The organism is Acidithiobacillus sp. HP-11 (genome assembly GCF_015100075.1).
GTDB lineage: Bacteria > Pseudomonadota > Gammaproteobacteria > Acidithiobacillales > Acidithiobacillaceae > Acidithiobacillus > Acidithiobacillus thiooxidans.
Genome location: NZ_JACKYY010000051.1, coordinates 1 through 16,871 on the forward strand (window position 1 = coordinate 1; position 16,871 = coordinate 16,871).

The 16,871-nt window shown below is 52.0% G+C and carries 13 protein-coding genes; 5 read left to right on the top strand and 8 right to left on the bottom strand.

The window, feature by feature from the left end:
- Positions 1-265: 265 nt before the first annotated feature.
- The 5 genes from H7F08_RS12940 to H7F08_RS12960 all read left to right on the top strand — a co-directional run bounded on the left by H7F08_RS12940 (position 266) and on the right by H7F08_RS12960 (position 8,402).
- The gene (locus tag H7F08_RS12940) at positions 266-3,328 is read left to right on the top strand and encodes an ATP-binding protein (RefSeq protein WP_319803974.1); all 3,063 of its coding nucleotides are present in this window, start codon (positions 266-268) and stop codon (positions 3,326-3,328) included.
- Positions 3,325-4,542, top strand: coding sequence for a DUF3322 domain-containing protein (locus H7F08_RS12945; RefSeq protein WP_193640762.1), 1,218 nt, complete (start codon positions 3,325-3,327; stop codon positions 4,540-4,542). Before H7F08_RS12940 ends, H7F08_RS12945 begins: the two co-directional genes overlap by 4 nt.
- Positions 4,543-4,607: 65 nt before the next feature.
- Positions 4,608-5,177, top strand: a complete 570-nt coding sequence (locus tag H7F08_RS12950) for a phosphoribosyltransferase family protein (RefSeq protein ID WP_031572919.1) — start codon at positions 4,608-4,610, stop codon at positions 5,175-5,177.
- 10 nt (positions 5,178-5,187) lie between these two features.
- Positions 5,188-6,843 (top strand): sulfate adenylyltransferase, encoded by a 1,656-nt coding sequence (gene sat / locus H7F08_RS12955; protein WP_193640763.1) that lies wholly within the window; start codon positions 5,188-5,190, stop codon positions 6,841-6,843.
- Positions 6,844-6,854: 11 nt separating this feature from the next.
- The gene (locus tag H7F08_RS12960) at positions 6,855-8,402 is read left to right on the top strand and encodes an NFACT RNA binding domain-containing protein (RefSeq protein WP_193640764.1); all 1,548 of its coding nucleotides are present in this window, start codon (positions 6,855-6,857) and stop codon (positions 8,400-8,402) included.
- A 230-nt stretch (positions 8,403-8,632) separates the two neighbouring features.
- On the opposite strand, the gene H7F08_RS12965 is transcribed toward H7F08_RS12960, so the two are convergent.
- From H7F08_RS12965 to soxB, 8 genes are all read right to left on the bottom strand, one after another.
- Entirely contained in the window at positions 8,633-9,058 is a 426-nt protein-coding gene (locus H7F08_RS12965) for an RrF2 family transcriptional regulator (RefSeq protein WP_010636822.1), read from the bottom strand.
- A gap of 118 nt (positions 9,059-9,176) precedes the next feature.
- Entirely contained in the window at positions 9,177-9,794 is a 618-nt protein-coding gene (locus H7F08_RS12970) for a hypothetical protein (RefSeq protein WP_010636824.1), read from the bottom strand.
- Between the two features lie 294 nt (positions 9,795-10,088).
- Positions 10,089-11,270: a c-type cytochrome biogenesis protein CcsB gene (gene ccsB / locus H7F08_RS12975; RefSeq protein WP_193640765.1), complete on the bottom strand. Its 1,182-nt coding sequence runs from the start codon at positions 11,268-11,270 to the stop codon at positions 10,089-10,091.
- 68 nt (positions 11,271-11,338) lie between these two features.
- Entirely contained in the window at positions 11,339-12,202 is an 864-nt protein-coding gene (soxA, locus tag H7F08_RS12980; protein WP_193640766.1) for a sulfur oxidation c-type cytochrome SoxA, read from the bottom strand.
- A 28-nt stretch (positions 12,203-12,230) separates the two neighbouring features.
- Positions 12,231-12,614, bottom strand: a complete 384-nt coding sequence (gene soxX / locus H7F08_RS12985; RefSeq protein WP_010636830.1) for a sulfur oxidation c-type cytochrome SoxX — start codon at positions 12,612-12,614, stop codon at positions 12,231-12,233.
- Between the two features lie 47 nt (positions 12,615-12,661).
- A complete protein-coding gene (locus H7F08_RS12990) occupies positions 12,662-14,476 on the bottom strand; it encodes a cytochrome c biogenesis protein ResB (RefSeq protein WP_193640767.1) in 1,815 nt (604 codons plus the stop codon).
- Between the two features lie 10 nt (positions 14,477-14,486).
- Positions 14,487-15,218, bottom strand: coding sequence for a hypothetical protein (locus H7F08_RS12995; RefSeq protein ID WP_024895115.1), 732 nt, complete (start codon positions 15,216-15,218; stop codon positions 14,487-14,489).
- 42 nt (positions 15,219-15,260) lie between these two features.
- Complete coding sequence (gene soxB / locus H7F08_RS13000) at positions 15,261-16,661, bottom strand: thiosulfohydrolase SoxB (protein WP_227487883.1); 1,401 nt, start codon at positions 16,659-16,661, stop codon at positions 15,261-15,263.
- Between the last annotated feature and the right edge of the window lie 210 nt (positions 16,662-16,871).

Below are 16,871 nucleotides of genomic sequence, written 5' to 3' on the forward strand. Positions count from 1 at the left end.
ACCATCCACGGCGGAACCAACCCCAACGCCAAGGTAAACAGCTTGTCTTCGTCCATCATTAACCTTCCCTAGATCAGCAATGCCCTAAGACTACCGTACCCTCGTATCCACTCCAAGTAGCGAGGAGCCTACCCTGCTGGTACCTGCCAACCGGGTCGCCTACAACAAGGCAGCCGGTGCCGACAACAAGGAACGCACCCTGCGCTCTTATGTGCTTGGGCATTACAAATCCGAGCGCAATGAGATTACCGGAGCAGCCAAACCAGTGAGCCTGCGGGAACAAAGTAGCTATTCCGTCATTCTCGGCGTATTTCAGAATGCCGGCTATGCCCAGACGGTGACACTGGCTCAGGTGTTCTGGATGAAAGACGCCCAGGGGCAGCCCGCACGGTTTTTTCTGGGCGCGGAAGGGGCACTGTCCATTACCGCCGACTTCGCCCAATTCGGATCGGACATCGCTCAATTGCGCAGAAATCTGCGCGCCAAAGGCGCAGAATTACAGGACAGCTTTCCTCCCTATGCGGCATGGTTTCGTCGACGTTTCGGTATTGAAAACGATCAAGCGCTGGAATTGTTCCACCAGACCGTATCGATGAAATCGGTAGGTAACCTGACGGACTTCGTCCGTAGCCATATGCTGGAACCCTTTGCAGTTGACCAGCGCCTGCAAGACTTGATCAGTCACTTTGATGATCTCAACCAGGCCCATCAGGCTGTACTGAAAACCCGGCAACAAGTTGAGCTACTCACGCCGATGATCGCAGACTGCGTACGCCACAAGGCCATGCAGGCTGAGGCTGACAGCTTGCGGGCCTGCCGGGAAGGTCTGCGCTCCCATTTTGCTGGCCTGAAACTCGGACTGATCGACAAACGCCTGAGTTCGCTGACAGAAGACTGGGATCGGGTGGATGCCCAGATACAGAAACTGAGCGCGTTACATGAAGCGCACGGTCAGCAAGTGGATGAACTGAAGCAGGCCATCAATGCCAACGGTGGAGATCGACTGGAATGGCTGTCCAGCGAAATCCACAAGAAAGAGAAGTCGCGGGATGTACGCAAAGCCAAGGCTGCCCGTTATGCGGAACTGACCGCCGTACTGGGCGAAGCACCCGCCAACGAGGCCGCCGACTTCGCCGTACAACGGGGCAAGTATCAAAGCTGGCGGGAGGAAACCCGCAACAGCGCTGCCGACCTGCAAAACACCATCACTGAATATGGCGTAACCATGCGCCAGGGCAAGCAGGAGCATGCCCAACAAAGCCTGGAAATCGACAGCCTCAAACGGCGGCGCAGCAACATCGATGATCAACAGATCCAGATTCGTGATGCCCTATGTGCGGCTTTGAATCTGAATGTGGATGACATGCCTTTCATCGGTGAGTTGATCCAGGTGCGTGACGATGAACGCGATTGGGAAGGCGCAGCCGAACGCTTGTTACGCGGCTTCGGTCTGGCGCTGCTGGTGCCGGATGTACATTACAAGGCAGTGGCAGAGTGGGTGGATGCGGCCCATCTGCGTGGCCGTCTGGTGTACTTTCAGGTGCGCGCACGCAAGACCGCTGAACTGCCGGACCTGCACCGGAATTCCCTGGTCCGCAAACTGACCATGAAGCCCGACTCGCCCTATTATGACTGGCTGGAGCGCGAACTGGCCCATCGCTTTGATGTGGCCTGTTGTAGTACACAAGAGCAGTTTCGCCGTGAAACACGTGCCATCACTCGCGCGGGGCAGATCAAAGACCCAAGTGGCCGGCATGAAAAGGACGACCGTCACCGCATTGATGATCGCAGCCGCTATGTGCTGGGCTGGAGCAATACTGCGAAGATCGCCGCACTGGAGGCCAGACGTCGCCAGCTTGAGGCGCAACTGGCTGAAATTGGCAGTCAGATTGCGTCCATCCAGAAAGAACGTGATGTGCTCAATGATCGTCTTGATGCCCTGACCCGTCTTGAGGAATTCACCATCTTTGATGAACTGGATTGGGCCAGCGTCGCCACCGAGATCGCCCAGCTGGTGGATGAGCGCCAGCGGCTGGAATCCGCGTCGGATGTGCTCAAACAGCTCAACGACAACCTGCATATCCTGCTGAAAACGCAAAAAGAAACCGGGGAAGCGCTGCAGGCGGCCCGCGAAAAACGCGCCAAAGTAGAGCAGCGGCGCGCCGACGCACAAGCGTTGCGTCAGCAAACCGAAGCACTGCTGGAGGATACGAGCATCGACGACAGCTTGCAGGCAAAACTCGAAACCATGCGCTCCGCAGCACTGGGTGAGCACCAACTCAGCATTGAGTCTTGTGATAATCGTGAGCAGGATCTACGCAAATGGCTGCAGGACCGACTCGATGCCGAGCAAAGGCGACTGGCAAATCTTGCTGAGAAAATCATCAAGGCCATGGTTTCCTTCAAAGAGCAGTTCAAACTCGAAACCGCCGAGATCGATGCGAGTCTTGAGGCGGCTTTTGAATATGAGAATCTGCTGACCCAGTTGAATCGTGACGACCTGCCGCGTTTTGTGACGCGCTTCAAAGAACTGCTCAATGTCAACACCATCAACGAAATTGCCAATTTCAATGCCCAATTGGCCCGCGAGCGTGAAACCATCAAGGAACGTATTGCCCATATCAACCAATCGCTGAGTGAGATCGACTACAATCCCGGTCGTTACGTCGTACTTGAATCACAGCCCAGTCCCGATGCAGAAATCCGAGATTTCCAGCAGGAATTACGCGCTTGCACCGAGGGTACCGTCACCGGTTCGGACGACAACCAGTATTCCGAGGCCAAGTTCCTGCAGGTCAAAACCATCATCGACCGCTTCCGGGGCCGAGAGGGTTTGTCGGAGCAGGATCGACGCTGGACCAGCAAGGTTACCGATGTACGTAACTGGTTCCTCTTCGCTGCCAGTGAGCGCTGGCGGGAAGATAACAGCGAGCACGAGCATTACTCGGACTCCGGCGGCAAGTCAGGCGGGCAAAAGGAGAAACTGGCCTATACCATCCTGGCAGCCAGTCTGGCCTATCAGTTTGGCCTGGAATGGGGCGCAGTGCGTTCCCGTTCTTTCCGTTTTGTGGTCATTGATGAGGCCTTCGGGCGTGGTTCAGATGAATCTGCCCAATATGGCCTGAAATTATTCCAGCAACTCAACCTGCAACTATTGATCGTGACTCCGCTGCAGAAAATTCACATTATCGAACCCTTTGTTTCCAGTGTGGGATTCGTTCATAACGAGGGCGGGCGATCCTCGCAGCTCCGCAATCTCTCCATTGCAGAATACCGTGCGCAGAAAGCCGCCATGACCGCCCAATCTGTGCAGGTGTCAGTGCCGTGACCTGGACTGACCCGCAGCAATTGAAAAAGCAGTTGATGCGGCTCTGGGAACGCGGAGAACTGTTGCGGGACGCAGTGACCGGCAGGGAGCGTTTTCCTTTACGCCTGGCTCTCAAGACCCCCAACTCAGCGGACATCACCGATCATTTTGAGGCAGTGCGCGCCTGGGCCACCGAATTGGCATCGACCAAATTCGTGCGGGTGGAGTGGCAGGCGCTTCGCCATCACGTTCAGGGCACGCAGAACTTGCCAGCTTGCGTGTGGGTCGAGACATTGGAAGATGCACTGAATTGCCTGGGCAAGCGCAAAGATTGGAACTGCTTTATTGAGCAGGTTTCCGTCACCCGGCAAACCCATCCCGCCTTGCTGCCCTGGCTGGAAAGACGCCCTCTCCAGGCGCTGGCGCTGTCCACCGATTGGCCCCGATTGTTGGCTGTGGTGACCTGGCTGGCCGAACATCCCCGCCCTGGCATCTACTTGCGGCAAGTGGATTTACCCAACGTACACAGCAAATTCATCGAAAATCATCGCGGAGTACTCACCGAGTTACTCGACCTGACCTTGCCAGTAAATGTGGTGGACGTCAGAACAACCGGCATCAGCCAGTTTGCTGCCCGGTATGGCTTTCTGGAAAAACCAACGCGCATTCGCTTTCGCGTGCTGGACCCCAGGATTTGTATCTTGCCCGGTTTGTCATCCCCCGACGTGACGCTGGATGCAGACAGCTTTAGTCGCCTGGATCTGGCTGTGCAGCGGATATTCATTACGGAAAATGAGACCAACTTCCTGGTCTTCCCACCAATGCATCATGCCATCGTGATTTTTGGTGCAGGTTATGGTTGGGATGCATTGGCTCGTAGTCATTGGTTAAACAATTGCAAAATCCATTATTGGGGAGATATTGATACCCATGGTTTTGGCATTCTGGATCAGCTTCGCGGCCACTTTGACCATGTGGATTCTTTCCTGATGGACAGGGCCACGCTGGATGCCCACGCTGCCTTGTGGGGCTGTGAGGACAAGCCCTTGCGGATTGACCTGCACCGACTCACAAGCGCAGAGCAATCCCTCTACGATGACCTGCGCGACGCGCACATTCGCCCTGGACTCAGATTGGAACAGGAACACATCGGTTTCCAGTGGCTGACTGATCACCTTCAACAACTGGATGAAATGACCACACCCAATCCTGGTATTTCCCCTGATCAATATTAGCCTGATCACCCTGGCAACTACCCACCCCCCTCCCCCTGTGGCAAAATGTCGCAAAAGGAGCATTCATGAACCCCACAGATTCCCATTCCAACAGCCATCCTCTCAACATCAATGGAGTGCAGCGTCACCTTCCCCTTTTCAAGGTACAGCCGGATTTAGCCATTGCGGTCCTCAATATTCTTGGTGATACCGAGCTCACCGAAGCTGCGGCCGCCGCCCTTCAGCAGCGCATGGCGGATATTGATTTTGATGTGATTGTCACCGCAGAAGCCAAGAGCATTCCACTGGCTTATGCACTGTCCGTGCATAGCGGTCGCCCCTATGTGGTGCTTCGCAAAAATTACAAATCCTACATGGGTGAGGCGTTATCGACCGAGACACTGTCCATTACCACCGGCAAAACCCAGACCCTGTACCTGGATGCCAAGGACCGCGCGGCAATTCAGGGCAGGCAGGTAGCCCTGGTGGATGATGTGGTGAGTACCGGCTCTACTTTGGCAGCCATGCGCACGCTAATGGCTCAGGCTGAAGCCGAAGTCGCTGCCGTTGCCGCCATTTGCACCGAGGGCAATGCAGAGCAATGGGCAGAAGTCATCGCGCTGGCCCACCTGCCCGTTTTTCCACTAAGCGCCTGAACGCCTTCCCATGAAAAATAATGCCGTACATGTACTGACGCTGCGCCAGCGTTGTGATCTTGAGTTGCTCCTGACGGGTGCTTTTGCGCCACTGACAGGCTTTCTGGATCAGGCCGACTGGCAATCCGTGGTGGAAAATATGCGTCTTCGGGATGGTACACTTTGGCCCATCCCTGTTGTGCTGGATGTAGATGATGCTCTGGGCAGCACTTTGCGTGCGGGTGACCGTTTGCGCCTGGAACGCAGTGACAGCACGCCACTCGCCGCCTTAACGGTCTCGGAGTGTTATCAACCGGACAAAAAACTGGAGGCCGAGGCAGTTTATGGCAGCACGGACAGAAACCATCCCGGGGTAGCGGAGCTGTTTGACCGGGGTTCCTGGTATGTGGGGGGTACGGTCACACCCTGGGATGCCCAGACGCTCAGCCGGGCTGCTGCGGTGGAGTTTCCGCCTGAATATCAGACTCCCGCGCAACTGCGTGCCCAGTGGACGGGACAGCACCCGGTGGTTGCCTTCCAAACCCGTAATCCTCTGCATCATGCCCACATTGCCGTCACCCGGGCGGGTCTGGAGCAGGCCGGAACGGGTGCCAAACTCTTGCTGCACCCCGCCATCGGGCCCACCAAACCCGGAGACATAGAGGCCGCCTATCGCATGCGGGTGTACCGCGCCGTACTGGATCATTATCCGCAGGGGCAGGCGCTGCTTTCTCCCCTGCCCTTGGCCATGCGCATGGCCGGGCCCCGCGAGGCTCTGTGGCACGCTCTGATCCGGCGCAATTTTGGTGCGACTCATTTTATTATCGGGCGGGGCCATGCAGACCCTGGTGCTTCTGCTGGTGGCCTGTTTTATCCCACTTTTGCTGCCCAGGAACTATTTGCCCGGCACGCACAGGAAATGGGTATTTCCGGCATATTCCTCCCGGAATTCGCCTACTCTCCCACCCGGCGCCAATACGTTCCGGTCAGTGAAGCCAATGGTGAAGCCCTGGCAGGCATCTCGGGGACCGAATTGCGCCGCAAGCTCGCCAACCGCGAGGAAATTCCCGAATGGTTTTCTCCCCCGGAGGTGATCAGAATTTTGCGTCAGGCATATCGTGGCGCGGATCGACGCGGGCTGGTCATCTGGTTTACGGGCCTTTCCGCCAGTGGCAAAAGTACGCTGGCGGGGATGTTGGTGCGACAGCTCGAAGCGGAGGATGAACGTGCGGTAACCATGCTCGACGGCGACATTATCCGCCGTTTTCTGTCCAAGGGCTTAAGCTTCAGTCGCGACGATCGCGATGAAAATATCCGCCGTATTGGTTTTGTGGCCAGTCTGGTGGCACGCCACGGCGGCATTGCGGTGGTAGCAGCCATTTCTCCTTATCGACAGGCACGCGCTGAAGCCCGACGCCTGGTGGAAGAAGCGGGCGGGCTTTTTCTGGAGGTGCATGTAGCGACGCCCCTGGCTCTCTGTGCCGAACGTGACCCCAAGGGGCTTTACGCCAAAGCTTTGCGCGGAGAAATCAAAGGATTTACGGGCGTAGATGATCCCTACGAAGAACCCGAACACCCGGATTGCGTGGTGAATCACGCCCAGCAGGAGCCTGCAGCAGCTCTGGCAGCCCTGATGGATTTGCTGCATCGTTCCGGAGCCGTGAGCGACCACGTTGCCGGGCGCTGAATTCTCACCGCATGGATACCCTGCAACTGGCCGCGGCTGCGCAATTTTTCCAGCAACAGCTGGCAGGACAAAGCATTCATAAAATCAGTGCGGCAGCAGGTGGCCTCCACTTGCACACGGGCAAGCAGACCCTGGTCTGCATGGTTCAGCGTACACCACTGGGGCTCTGGCTGGCACCGGAAAGTGCAGCACCAGAGGAACAACAGGGCCATTGGAGCAACCTTCTTCAGCAGCGGCTCAAAGGCTTTCGGATAGAACGGATTGCCGTTCCCTGGGCTGACCGGATTGTGCGCCTGGACTTCAGCCGAATACATATCAGCAAGCGGGTAGATCAGCTCAGCCTCATTGCCGAGTGTTTCGGAGGGCGCGGCAACCTGGCTCTGCTGGATGCCCAGGAACAAATTCGCTGGGCCTGGCGTTGGGATAGTCTTGACGGCCCGACCGCACCCCGTTTCCTCCCGGGAATTGTTTACCATCCACCAGAATCTGCTCGTCTGTTTGAAGAATCCCGGTCTGATCTGAGCATCTGGTTACAGTGTATGGCACCACGCTATCGCCCTGACGGTTCGACAGCACAAGCGTTCATGAAGGAGCAATGGGCTGAGCGTTCAGCTTCCAGTTCCTGGTGGCAAGCCAAAACCGAAGCAGGGCAAAATCTGCTTTATCCCTTATGCTTGCCGGACGGCCCGCCCATGCAGGCCAAGGCCCCGGAAATTGCCCTGCAACTCCCGGCATCCACTCTTACTCGGGCGCCATCGCCAGCGGAACACGCGCTCGCCACAGAGAAAAATCGCCTGCAGCAACGCATCCAGAAAATGCGCCACGATCTGCAGCAGTGGGAAGCCCCCGAATACTACAGGACATTGGCCTTTGCCCTGTTTGCCGTACCGGACTCCACCGCCCGAGCCGCCAGCATTCAGGCTATCGATCATACCCATGGGGATGGCAGGTTGCTGGAGATCGCTGTCACACCAGGCAAGTCGCTGCACCAGCAAGCCCAGAAATACATGAAGAAAGCCCTGCGCAGCCAACGTGCCGTTCAGAAAATTCAGCAGCGTCTGCAGGACAGTGAAAAGCTGCTCGACGAATTGCTGTCCAAGGGACAGGGCGCACTCCCGCTGGCGCAAAGGCTTCCGCAAACGCAAAATGCACCCGTTCGACATAAATGCCAGGAGCGAACAACGCGCCGGTTGGCAGAGCCTTTTCACCACACGATGATTGCGGGATTCGACATTTTTTGGGGAAATAATGCCCGGGAAAATGATCGCCTCACCTTTCGTTTCGCCAAAAGCTGGGATATCTGGTTTCATGTGCAGGACCTGGGCGGAAGTCATGTGATTCTCCGCCGGGAAAATGCCAGTACCCTGGTCCCGGAACCGGTTATTGCAGCGGCTGCCCGTCTGGCCTTGCAACACAGCCAGTCACGGGCATTGAGTGCCGAAGTGGACTGGACAGAAGTCCGACATGTGCAACGTAAGCCCGGCGCCGGACCGGGTCAGGTTATTTACCGCCATTTTCAGACTATTCGGGTACGTCGCGACGCGCACGATGAGGGGTGATCTTAAAAACGGCAGTTGCCGTGGGTGCTTTGCAGCGACTTTTGTTTCGAGCCGTTGTTGTTCTTGGCGAAATCCTGCGCCCGTCAGGAGAGCTGTTTGAGCCCGCAGGGCGAGTTCTCTCCTGACAGCAGGATGAGTCATAGAACAACAGGCGAGGAACAACGGAGCAAAAAGCACCCACGGCAACTGCCGTTTTTAGGTTCATCTGCTCAAGCCGTTCCGATTCGGCATTAAGCCACCTGCATCTTGGAAAAGGTCATTTTTGCCAACTCACAAATGGTCTGGGTACGTAACCAGTCCACTTCCTGACGACGCAAGTCCGTCCACTGGCGGTGCAAAGGGCAGGCCGTTTCATCCGCGCACACCTTCAAACCCAACACACAATGTGGCGATAAAGGATGCCCCTCAACGGCCTCGACCACATCCATAATATTCAGGGATTCAGCTGCGGGAAGCAGCAAAAATCCCCCTCCCCGGCCTTTTACCGATCCCAGAAATCCGCGCTTGGCGAGGCTCCGCATGATTTTGGTAATACACTGAACGGGAACCCCGAGGTAATCGGCAATTTCACGACTCAGTACCGGCTCTCCGCGTTGTTGTGCGGCAATATATATCAGGCCGCGCAGGGCCTGTTCGGTGGCTTTGCTCAATACCATGGGTTTTCCCCTATTCTTGTACATATAACAAGAGCCGCACATCTTACAGTGCAGCTCTTGATGACAATCATCAAACTACTGCAGAAATGACGGATTGTTTTCTGCAGTGCAGGTTAATTCAGGCAGAATGCGCCTGTGCAGAAGCGGATGAGGTACCACCACCCATCTTCAGAAGATTGCGACGCATGGCCCAGGCCATACCGAACATGGCGGCTGCAAATGCAGCTGAGAACCCGATAATGATCCAGTTGTACACGGAAGGACCGGCATCCGGTGCCAGTGCAAAGATGAATTGCAGGGCAACGGCCAGGGCCAGATAAGCCGTAGAACCGATAATCATCACCGCTTCTTTATTGCGCACGTTACGCAGTACCCATATGCCTTCAATCACCCCGACAATCGCCACCCAGGCAAAAATAGTCAGCAATGTGGGTAACAAACTGGCACCCTGTGAAAGAATAATGACCGCAATGCCTGCCGCAATGCCAATGACGGCCTTAATGGCAATCAACACTTTTGGACAGGCGCCACTCCCTTTCTGGGCAAGACGCATTGCCGAGTAACCTCCGTCAAAAAATACATAAATGGCAAAAAACCAAACCAGCAAAGTCATGGTTTCACCAAAAGCGATCAGTGATGCAATTACAAATAATAAGGCGGCAACACCCCTTGCGGCGAGCAACGGCCAGGAGAACAGGGTCAGGCGGGCATGCTGAGTTGATGCTTGTGAATTCATATCGACACCTCTTTTTATCAGAGCTATTACACAGCATCATTACTATCGGAATGAAATATTATTCATTCACATGAGATACTGTTATCTAGTTTATAGCTTATGCATTCCCTGATAACAACAATAAATTTTTTAATAGGATTGTGAATATATGAATGTAGAATAAGCAGTATATATTATTATTATAATATAGTTATTTTTTAGAAGTGCTCTACTGCGGCATTTAGTCTTTTAAAATCATGAGCAAATCATTAGGCAACGCCGACCGGAGCGATGCCTAATATAAACCACAATACCTTACAGCTTGGCGTAAGAATGAAGCCCGCCCAGAAAAAGATCAACCCCAATAAAGCAGAACGTCACAGTGACCAGACTGATAGCCGCCCACCAAGCCAGTTTGCGTCCCTTGTTATGTTGCCCGAAGGACTTGTTGCTGCGCATATGCAAATAAGCCGCATAATTCAACCAGACAATCAAAGCCCAGGTTTCCTTGGGATCCCAGGACCAAAAACCGCCCCAGGCTTTGGCGGCCCACACTGCGCCGAGAATGGTACCTGCCGTGAAAAAGAGAAACCCGAACATCACCATAGAACCCATAATGCGTTCCAGCTTGTTCAAGTCCGGAAGACGACGCACCAAAGCACTTCCGGTACGTTCTGCCCGCTCTCTCAACAAATAAGCAACCCCGACCATGGCAGCGAGATAAAAATTGGCATAGGCAACAAATTCACAGGGAACATGCAGTTTTATCCAGAAGCTCTGCAAAGCAGGAATGACGGGCTGAATCTGATTCTGATGATAGGCGACACCCACCCAGACCAGAAAAATATCGGCAACAAGAATCATCGGCATGGCAAAAGCGCCTAGCCCCCGATTTTTGCCTTGGCCTTCGTAATACAGGTAAAAAAGTGCCGTAGTCGTGCACAAGAGAACCATGGCATCGTACATATTCGTTACCGGAATATGTCCCCAGGACGGATGACCGATGTAAGTTTGCTGCCAACGAATGGCGAGGCCTGCAAAACCCAGAGCTACAGTAATCCAGGCAAAACGATGCCCCCAGTCCCCAGCCGATTGATTACCGCTGAATAAATAGCGATAATATCCTATGGCGCTGATCAGTATCGCCCCACTCATCCAGTAAAACATGGCGTTACTTTGGAGCACATAATACAGCAGCACATTATTTGCGGCCGTGTATCCTGACTGATAAAGCGCCACACCAATCGCCGCAATCCCTATAACGGTCAAAAACAGGATTCTGAAGGCCGGCCAGCGGATTCCAAACCACATCAGGCCCACATACCACAGACCCAAAACAATAAACTGCCACATCCAAAAATCGGCCCGAAACAAATACCAGACCAAAAAAGCACCGATGGTCAGAAAAGCTGCCCATAACTGAGCGGCAAGACGCCCTTCAGCACGCAGACCACCAAAGGTCAGTAGGTGTCGGATTTCAGAGCTTTCGGTAGACATATATATACTCCTGCAGATGCTGACAGATTAACCTGATCGTTCAGCATCCATTCACATTAAATGAGTTATCAAGGGCGGTAACCAGGCACATTGATTTTGATGCCATTACTGATGTAGGACATAAAATATTCCAGATTGCGATAATTGACGCTTTCCAGTTTTTGCGGCATCGCACCCACTTTTTTGTCACAGCCCTGGAAACGTTTTTCAAAGGTATTGACTGCTCCCCAAGCGGCCCGATAAGTCGGATAATGCGCACTTTGGCCCAACAATGGAGAAATAATCTGGGCTCTCAGATACTTACCAGCATAAGCCACATGACAGGTCGCGCAACTGAAGTTGAGTTGTCCGCGTTTCATGAAGTAATTGGCCTTCCCTTCTTCAAAGGCTTTAACGGCGCCTTGCCCCTGTACTTTGATATCCACCGGCATACCGTTGGACAGCGAAGTAAAGTAGGTATCCAGAGCAATCATGGAGCCGCTCCCATACTTGAGAGGTTGAAGATGATTTTCAACCCGACAACTATTCAAACGCATCTGAGTCGTGACCACCTGACCGGTTTTGTTGTTAAAATACGGATAACTGGCGGCCACACCTTTGCCACCATCCTTAAAGCAGGACGCATAGGTTTTCCCGTCTGGAAATTTTTTCTGCCAGGCGGCCTTACCCTGACTGAGCGTCAGATCTCCCGGATTAAACTGGATGGCCTGCTGATATTGTTGATACATTTCCGGGCTGAAAGCATAACTGCCGAGCGCGTATTTCTGTAAGGACATTTTCGGAAACTGTTCCTTAAAATACTGGTGAAAATCCTTGAGGGTTTGTTCAGGACCCACTTTGGTATTACCCAGGTTCCACCAGTCGATCGCTTCTGCACTCCCTGCGATGCCTACCAGGCTGATCGCGGCAGCAACTATCAATAATTTTTTCATGATTGCACTCCTTTTTGGGATAACGACCTTAGCCCTTTAATGACCATAGGTAATCGGCTACCAACTCCATCTGGTGGTGCGTCAGCACCTTGTTTTTACCAAACTGGGGCATATTGATGTGCGGGATCACTTTTTCCGGGTCATACAAAAAATCTACAAGCTTTTCTTTTGTTTTAAATATGGCTTTAAGGGGCAGAACCGCCAGATCGGGACCTACATCACCCGCCATTTTACCGCCAGGCAACACATGGCAGGCCAAACAATTGCCCTGCGTGCGGTTAAATGCAATGGACTTTCCGGCTGCAATATTTTGCGCATTAGTCATGGGTGCTGCCACAGCGGTAGTTTCAAATCCTATAAAACCAGCAGCGCATGTTATTGCGGCTATGACAACTAATTTTGATGTTTTCATAACGACCTCCTGTTAAAATTCCCAACACTCGTTAAAAAGGTGTCCCTTCATAGTCTCTCCTGTAATTTATCATTCAGTTCCTCCATGTCTCGATGAAAATCTTCTTCATTTCTTGAACTATCCCCAAACAGCTTGAGCCGACGCCCTTTATCATCATCCTCACTCATCTGAATCCAGATACGCCGACGTGGAACATAAAATAAAATGAATATTCCAAAGACCAGAGCGAAACAGGCCACATAAATAACTTTCATGCCAGGGTAACGGGTTATTTCCAGGCCTGCAGACCAATGCAAATCATAATCATGAAATACAGTCAGGAATGGTAATGGATAGGCGCGCAACTCCTGCATGGCTTTCAGGCTGGACTGTAAAAAATCGTCTCTCTCATGCGGCGTTAAGTAAACCTGAGTTTGTGCTTCGGCCTTTTTCAGATTACTGATAAAAACTGTTTTTGAAGCATTTTCACCATTTCTGGCAGCTTGCTCCAGGTCCCCGAGATACCTCATAAACAAGTGGATACCATCTTTTGGCCCCTGTGGAATTGTCAGATAGTGATAAGCACTCGATCCGTTCTCTCTAAACCCAATCAATCGATAGGCTTCACCATGCCGGGAAAAAGCTTTCATGTAGGATTTAAGAATAATCCGGGTATGATCACGATCATTATTCACCAGATAACTCACGGTCGGCCCCATATTGATCATTCCATGATCCGGTCCTGGAGAAAGACCTACAGCTTTACGGGGTATGACATTCTGGGTTTTGAAATCAGTGATGGAAATTGCATATTGTGAACCAAAGGTTTTCAGATGCTCGCCAACACTGGTGGAAATAGCAGCCGGTGGCAACGCTGGTGCAGACAACAGGTAATTGTGCAGGTTTAATTTTGAAGCACTGTCGGAATAACTGGACTGATAAATCTGCACACCATCCACCGACATGGGATGATTGACGCGGACAATACCGGTTTTGAACTTTTTCCCATCGTGATGGTAAAGAGAAATCGTCGAGACAAAATCCTTGGCGAGACCGTTGGAATAATGCGTGACCTTGAAAGCATCCAGTCGCAACATAAATGGAAGATGCTGAACCAAAAAACCATCACCTACCAGCTCAAACATGGCGTTGACGGTTTGTCCAACCGGGATGGTGATAATGCCGCGAAATGCCGAGCTCGTGGACGATAGCCAACTGGACTGCGGAATTTTTGAGAGGGGAAGATCAAAATTCTTTTCAGGATGTACGGTACCCGTCCATTCGGACCACTTCAGGGGAAGATTGGCGTTATACAAAGCACCCGCACAAAACAAAACAATACCCACATGGGTTAACAAATATCCGGTCCGATAAAATCTCCCCTTTTGAGCAAAAATGACTGAGTCTCCGGTGGAGGTCTTGAGCACCCGGGCCTGATAACCAAAATCGCTCAGGGTGGCTGTTGCCGATTGAGCAGACTCTATATCTGATTTTGATGAAAAAGATTCGAACTGCTCCGGCCTACTTTGTAAAAAAATTTCTGATGGGTTGGATTTAACATGACGCATTTCCCGTAGCATGGAAGGTGCATTACGAAATACGCAAACAGTCGTCGAGACAATCAAAAAGGCGACAATCCCCATGTACCATCCACAGCGATAAACATCATACAAATCGAGATTGCCAAATACGGTAAACCAGAAGGTACCGAATTGATGCAGGTAATCTGTATACACTTCCTGCTGCGGCAGAATAGTGCCAATGATTGAGGCTATGGCGACAAATAGCAGTAAATGGACCGCCAGGCGCATGGAGCCCAGAACCCGAAAAATAATCCGGAAGCTCAAGGGCTCGGTAAAAACGCTGGCTTGGGTTTCTAGCATAAATTTTCTCTCACAAGGGTGGTACTTCCTCCTGGCGGGGAAATAACCAGATCTGATATAAACTGATGGCCATACCAACCAATACCAGTGGACAGGACAGTATCCCTCCAATTAATACCAACCAGACCCAATTAGGATCCTGCTTGGTCAGGAACCAACCTGCAAAATCCAGGAAAAAGGCGAAAAACGGTACGCCAATCATCAAATATTTAGGAACACGCGGAAAACGTGCCTTACTGAATATCCAGCCCGCAATCCAGAAAATGACACCCAATGTGGTCAAATGGATCATACCCATCATCAACATCTCTGAATAAGGCATCCCCATATCCACATGAGCCTTAGCTTTAAGCAGTTTGTATGTACCAATATTTGGCATACCCATGGTGTGACATTTCAAACATGAGCCATTAATTAATGGCTTGACCTCCTGTTCATAATCATTGCGGGTTTCGCCATTGGCAATCCAATGGTTGACGGCCTGCACCATTTTAGGCCGCTCACTGACGGGCACATGCGCCATGGGCATCATGGCTGGTAACATTTCCTGCAACTTGCTGGACTTGCGATTTCCATAGTAAGACATAGCTACATCCTGAACAGATATACCCGGCTTACCATCCAGTCCTGCATGGGTGACATAGGTGTAGGCCTCCGCAACTAGGAGACCCAAACCAACCAGAAAAATGAAACCCGTATGCATGATTTTTTCAGCCATACTGAGATCTGCTAAGCTACGCATAATCGGCTCGACTCCCAATCAAACCCAAACTCATAAAATCTTTTAGAGATCGTATTCTTTGGGAAATGCAATTCCTGGATTACCGGCCATGTTTTTAGTGAGCACCGGTAAGTCACGCGGGTTGGCCGACACGGTCTTTTTAGACCGCAACCATTTGGCGAAAATTTCCCAGACCGGCGTCCCTTCCACCTTTTGCATGGCGCCCCAACCAGCCACTTTATAGCGCTTGTTGGCCTGAACCATTTTGCCACCTACCCGCAAATCGGTAATACGCTTGTCGATGGTTTCACCGGGGTTCATGGTGTATTGGATATTACCCACCCGAATCATATCCCCACCCTGAATATAATAGGGATTGGGATTAAACAAGTTATCGGCCACCTGCTCCATCACATTTTTCAGCTCGGCGCCGGTGTATTCAGTGACAGTCACCTGAGGATAGGTGATGGCCGTCTGCCCCATGACATCTTCCATGGTGATGGTCTCCCCCGGGAGTTTGCAATAACCCCAGCGGAATCCCGGAGAAAACGCCGCTTCACAATCCATTTCTTCACGCAACGCGTCACAGAGAATCTGATCAAAAGTTCCATTGAAATTATCCCGGCGATACAGGAGACTTTCGGTAACGGCCAAAGGCTCAGCCAGTTTCTTGGCATAGGGTGCACGTACTTTGGTAATATAATCAGCCATTTCCTGGTCTTCCGGAATCATATTTGAAATGATGGGAAGATAATTGAAACGCCAGCCATTGAGTTTGCCTTTACCCACATCCAGATCAAAGCGGGCGAGGAACTTACCATTGGTACTGGTATTAATAATCAAGGTATTATTGATTTTCACCGGACGTGGTCCCATGATTTCATGGGTATGCCCACCAAGAATAATATCAATACCATTGACCTGAGATGCCATTTTTTTATCGACATCTGCGCCATTGTGGGAAAGTACTACAACAATATCGGCTTTATGCTTTTGTCGACATTCATCCACCATTTTCTGCATGTGTCCGGGATGAATGCCAAAAGACCATTTAGGAACAAAATAAGCGGGGTTGGCAATAGGTGTAAAAGGGAATGATTGGCCAATAATAGCCAATTTCCGTCCGCTCACTTCGCGAATGTCGTAGGGGTCGAACACGGGTTCATCCCATGGAATCGTAAACACATTCTGGGAAAGAAATTTCGCCTTGAGCTTATGCTTGAGCAGATACTCAACCCGGTCTGCACCATAGGTAAACTCCCAATGGCCGACAAAGTAGTCTTCTTTAAGCAGGTTCTGGGCGCCCACCATATCTTCGGCTTTGGTCCAAAGACTGGTTGCAGATCCTTGCCAGGCATCGCCGCCATCCAGCAGAATGGCTTTTTTGCCCACCTGCTCCCGATACCGTTTGACCAGGGTGGCAATGTGCGCATAACCGCCGATTTTTCCATATTTATGCGCCAGAGTATCAAAACTGAAGTTTCACCGATTTTCATGAGGAATAAGTCGCCGCATGCTACGCCACCATACGCATGAGCATCTGAGTGAATGATTTATGAGGGGGTTGGCAGAGATGGGGCCAAAGTCCCAGAAAATGGCTGGAGAGAGCTTCATCTGTAATCAGTTTGCGGACATCGGAGAAGGCAAAACTGGTCCGTCCCTTGACGATATGGC

What these genes read in the sequence shown, in the direction of transcription:
- soxX (WP_010636830.1), bottom strand. Translation starts at nt 12,614, where the DNA reads ATGAAAACATCAAAATTAGTTGTCATAGCCGCAATAACATGCGCTGCT.
- H7F08_RS12970 (WP_010636824.1), bottom strand. Translation starts at nt 9,794, where the DNA reads ATGAATTCACAAGCATCAACTCAGCATGCCCGCCTGACCCTGTTCTCC.
- soxA (WP_193640766.1), bottom strand. Translation starts at nt 12,202, where the DNA reads ATGAAAAAATTATTGATAGTTGCTGCCGCGATCAGCCTGGTAGGCATC.
- H7F08_RS12960 (WP_193640764.1), top strand. Translation starts at nt 6,855, where the DNA reads ATGGATACCCTGCAACTGGCCGCGGCTGCGCAATTTTTCCAGCAACAG.
- H7F08_RS12995 (WP_024895115.1), bottom strand. Translation starts at nt 15,218, where the DNA reads ATGCGTAGCTTAGCAGATCTCAGTATGGCTGAAAAAATCATGCATACG.
- H7F08_RS12950 (WP_031572919.1), top strand. Translation starts at nt 4,608, where the DNA reads ATGAACCCCACAGATTCCCATTCCAACAGCCATCCTCTCAACATCAAT.
- ccsB (WP_193640765.1), bottom strand. Translation starts at nt 11,270, where the DNA reads ATGTCTACCGAAAGCTCTGAAATCCGACACCTACTGACCTTTGGTGGT.
- sat (WP_193640763.1), top strand. Translation starts at nt 5,188, where the DNA reads ATGAAAAATAATGCCGTACATGTACTGACGCTGCGCCAGCGTTGTGAT.
- H7F08_RS12965 (WP_010636822.1), bottom strand. Translation starts at nt 9,058, where the DNA reads ATGGTATTGAGCAAAGCCACCGAACAGGCCCTGCGCGGCCTGATATAT.
- H7F08_RS12990 (WP_193640767.1), bottom strand. Translation starts at nt 14,476, where the DNA reads ATGCTAGAAACCCAAGCCAGCGTTTTTACCGAGCCCTTGAGCTTCCGG.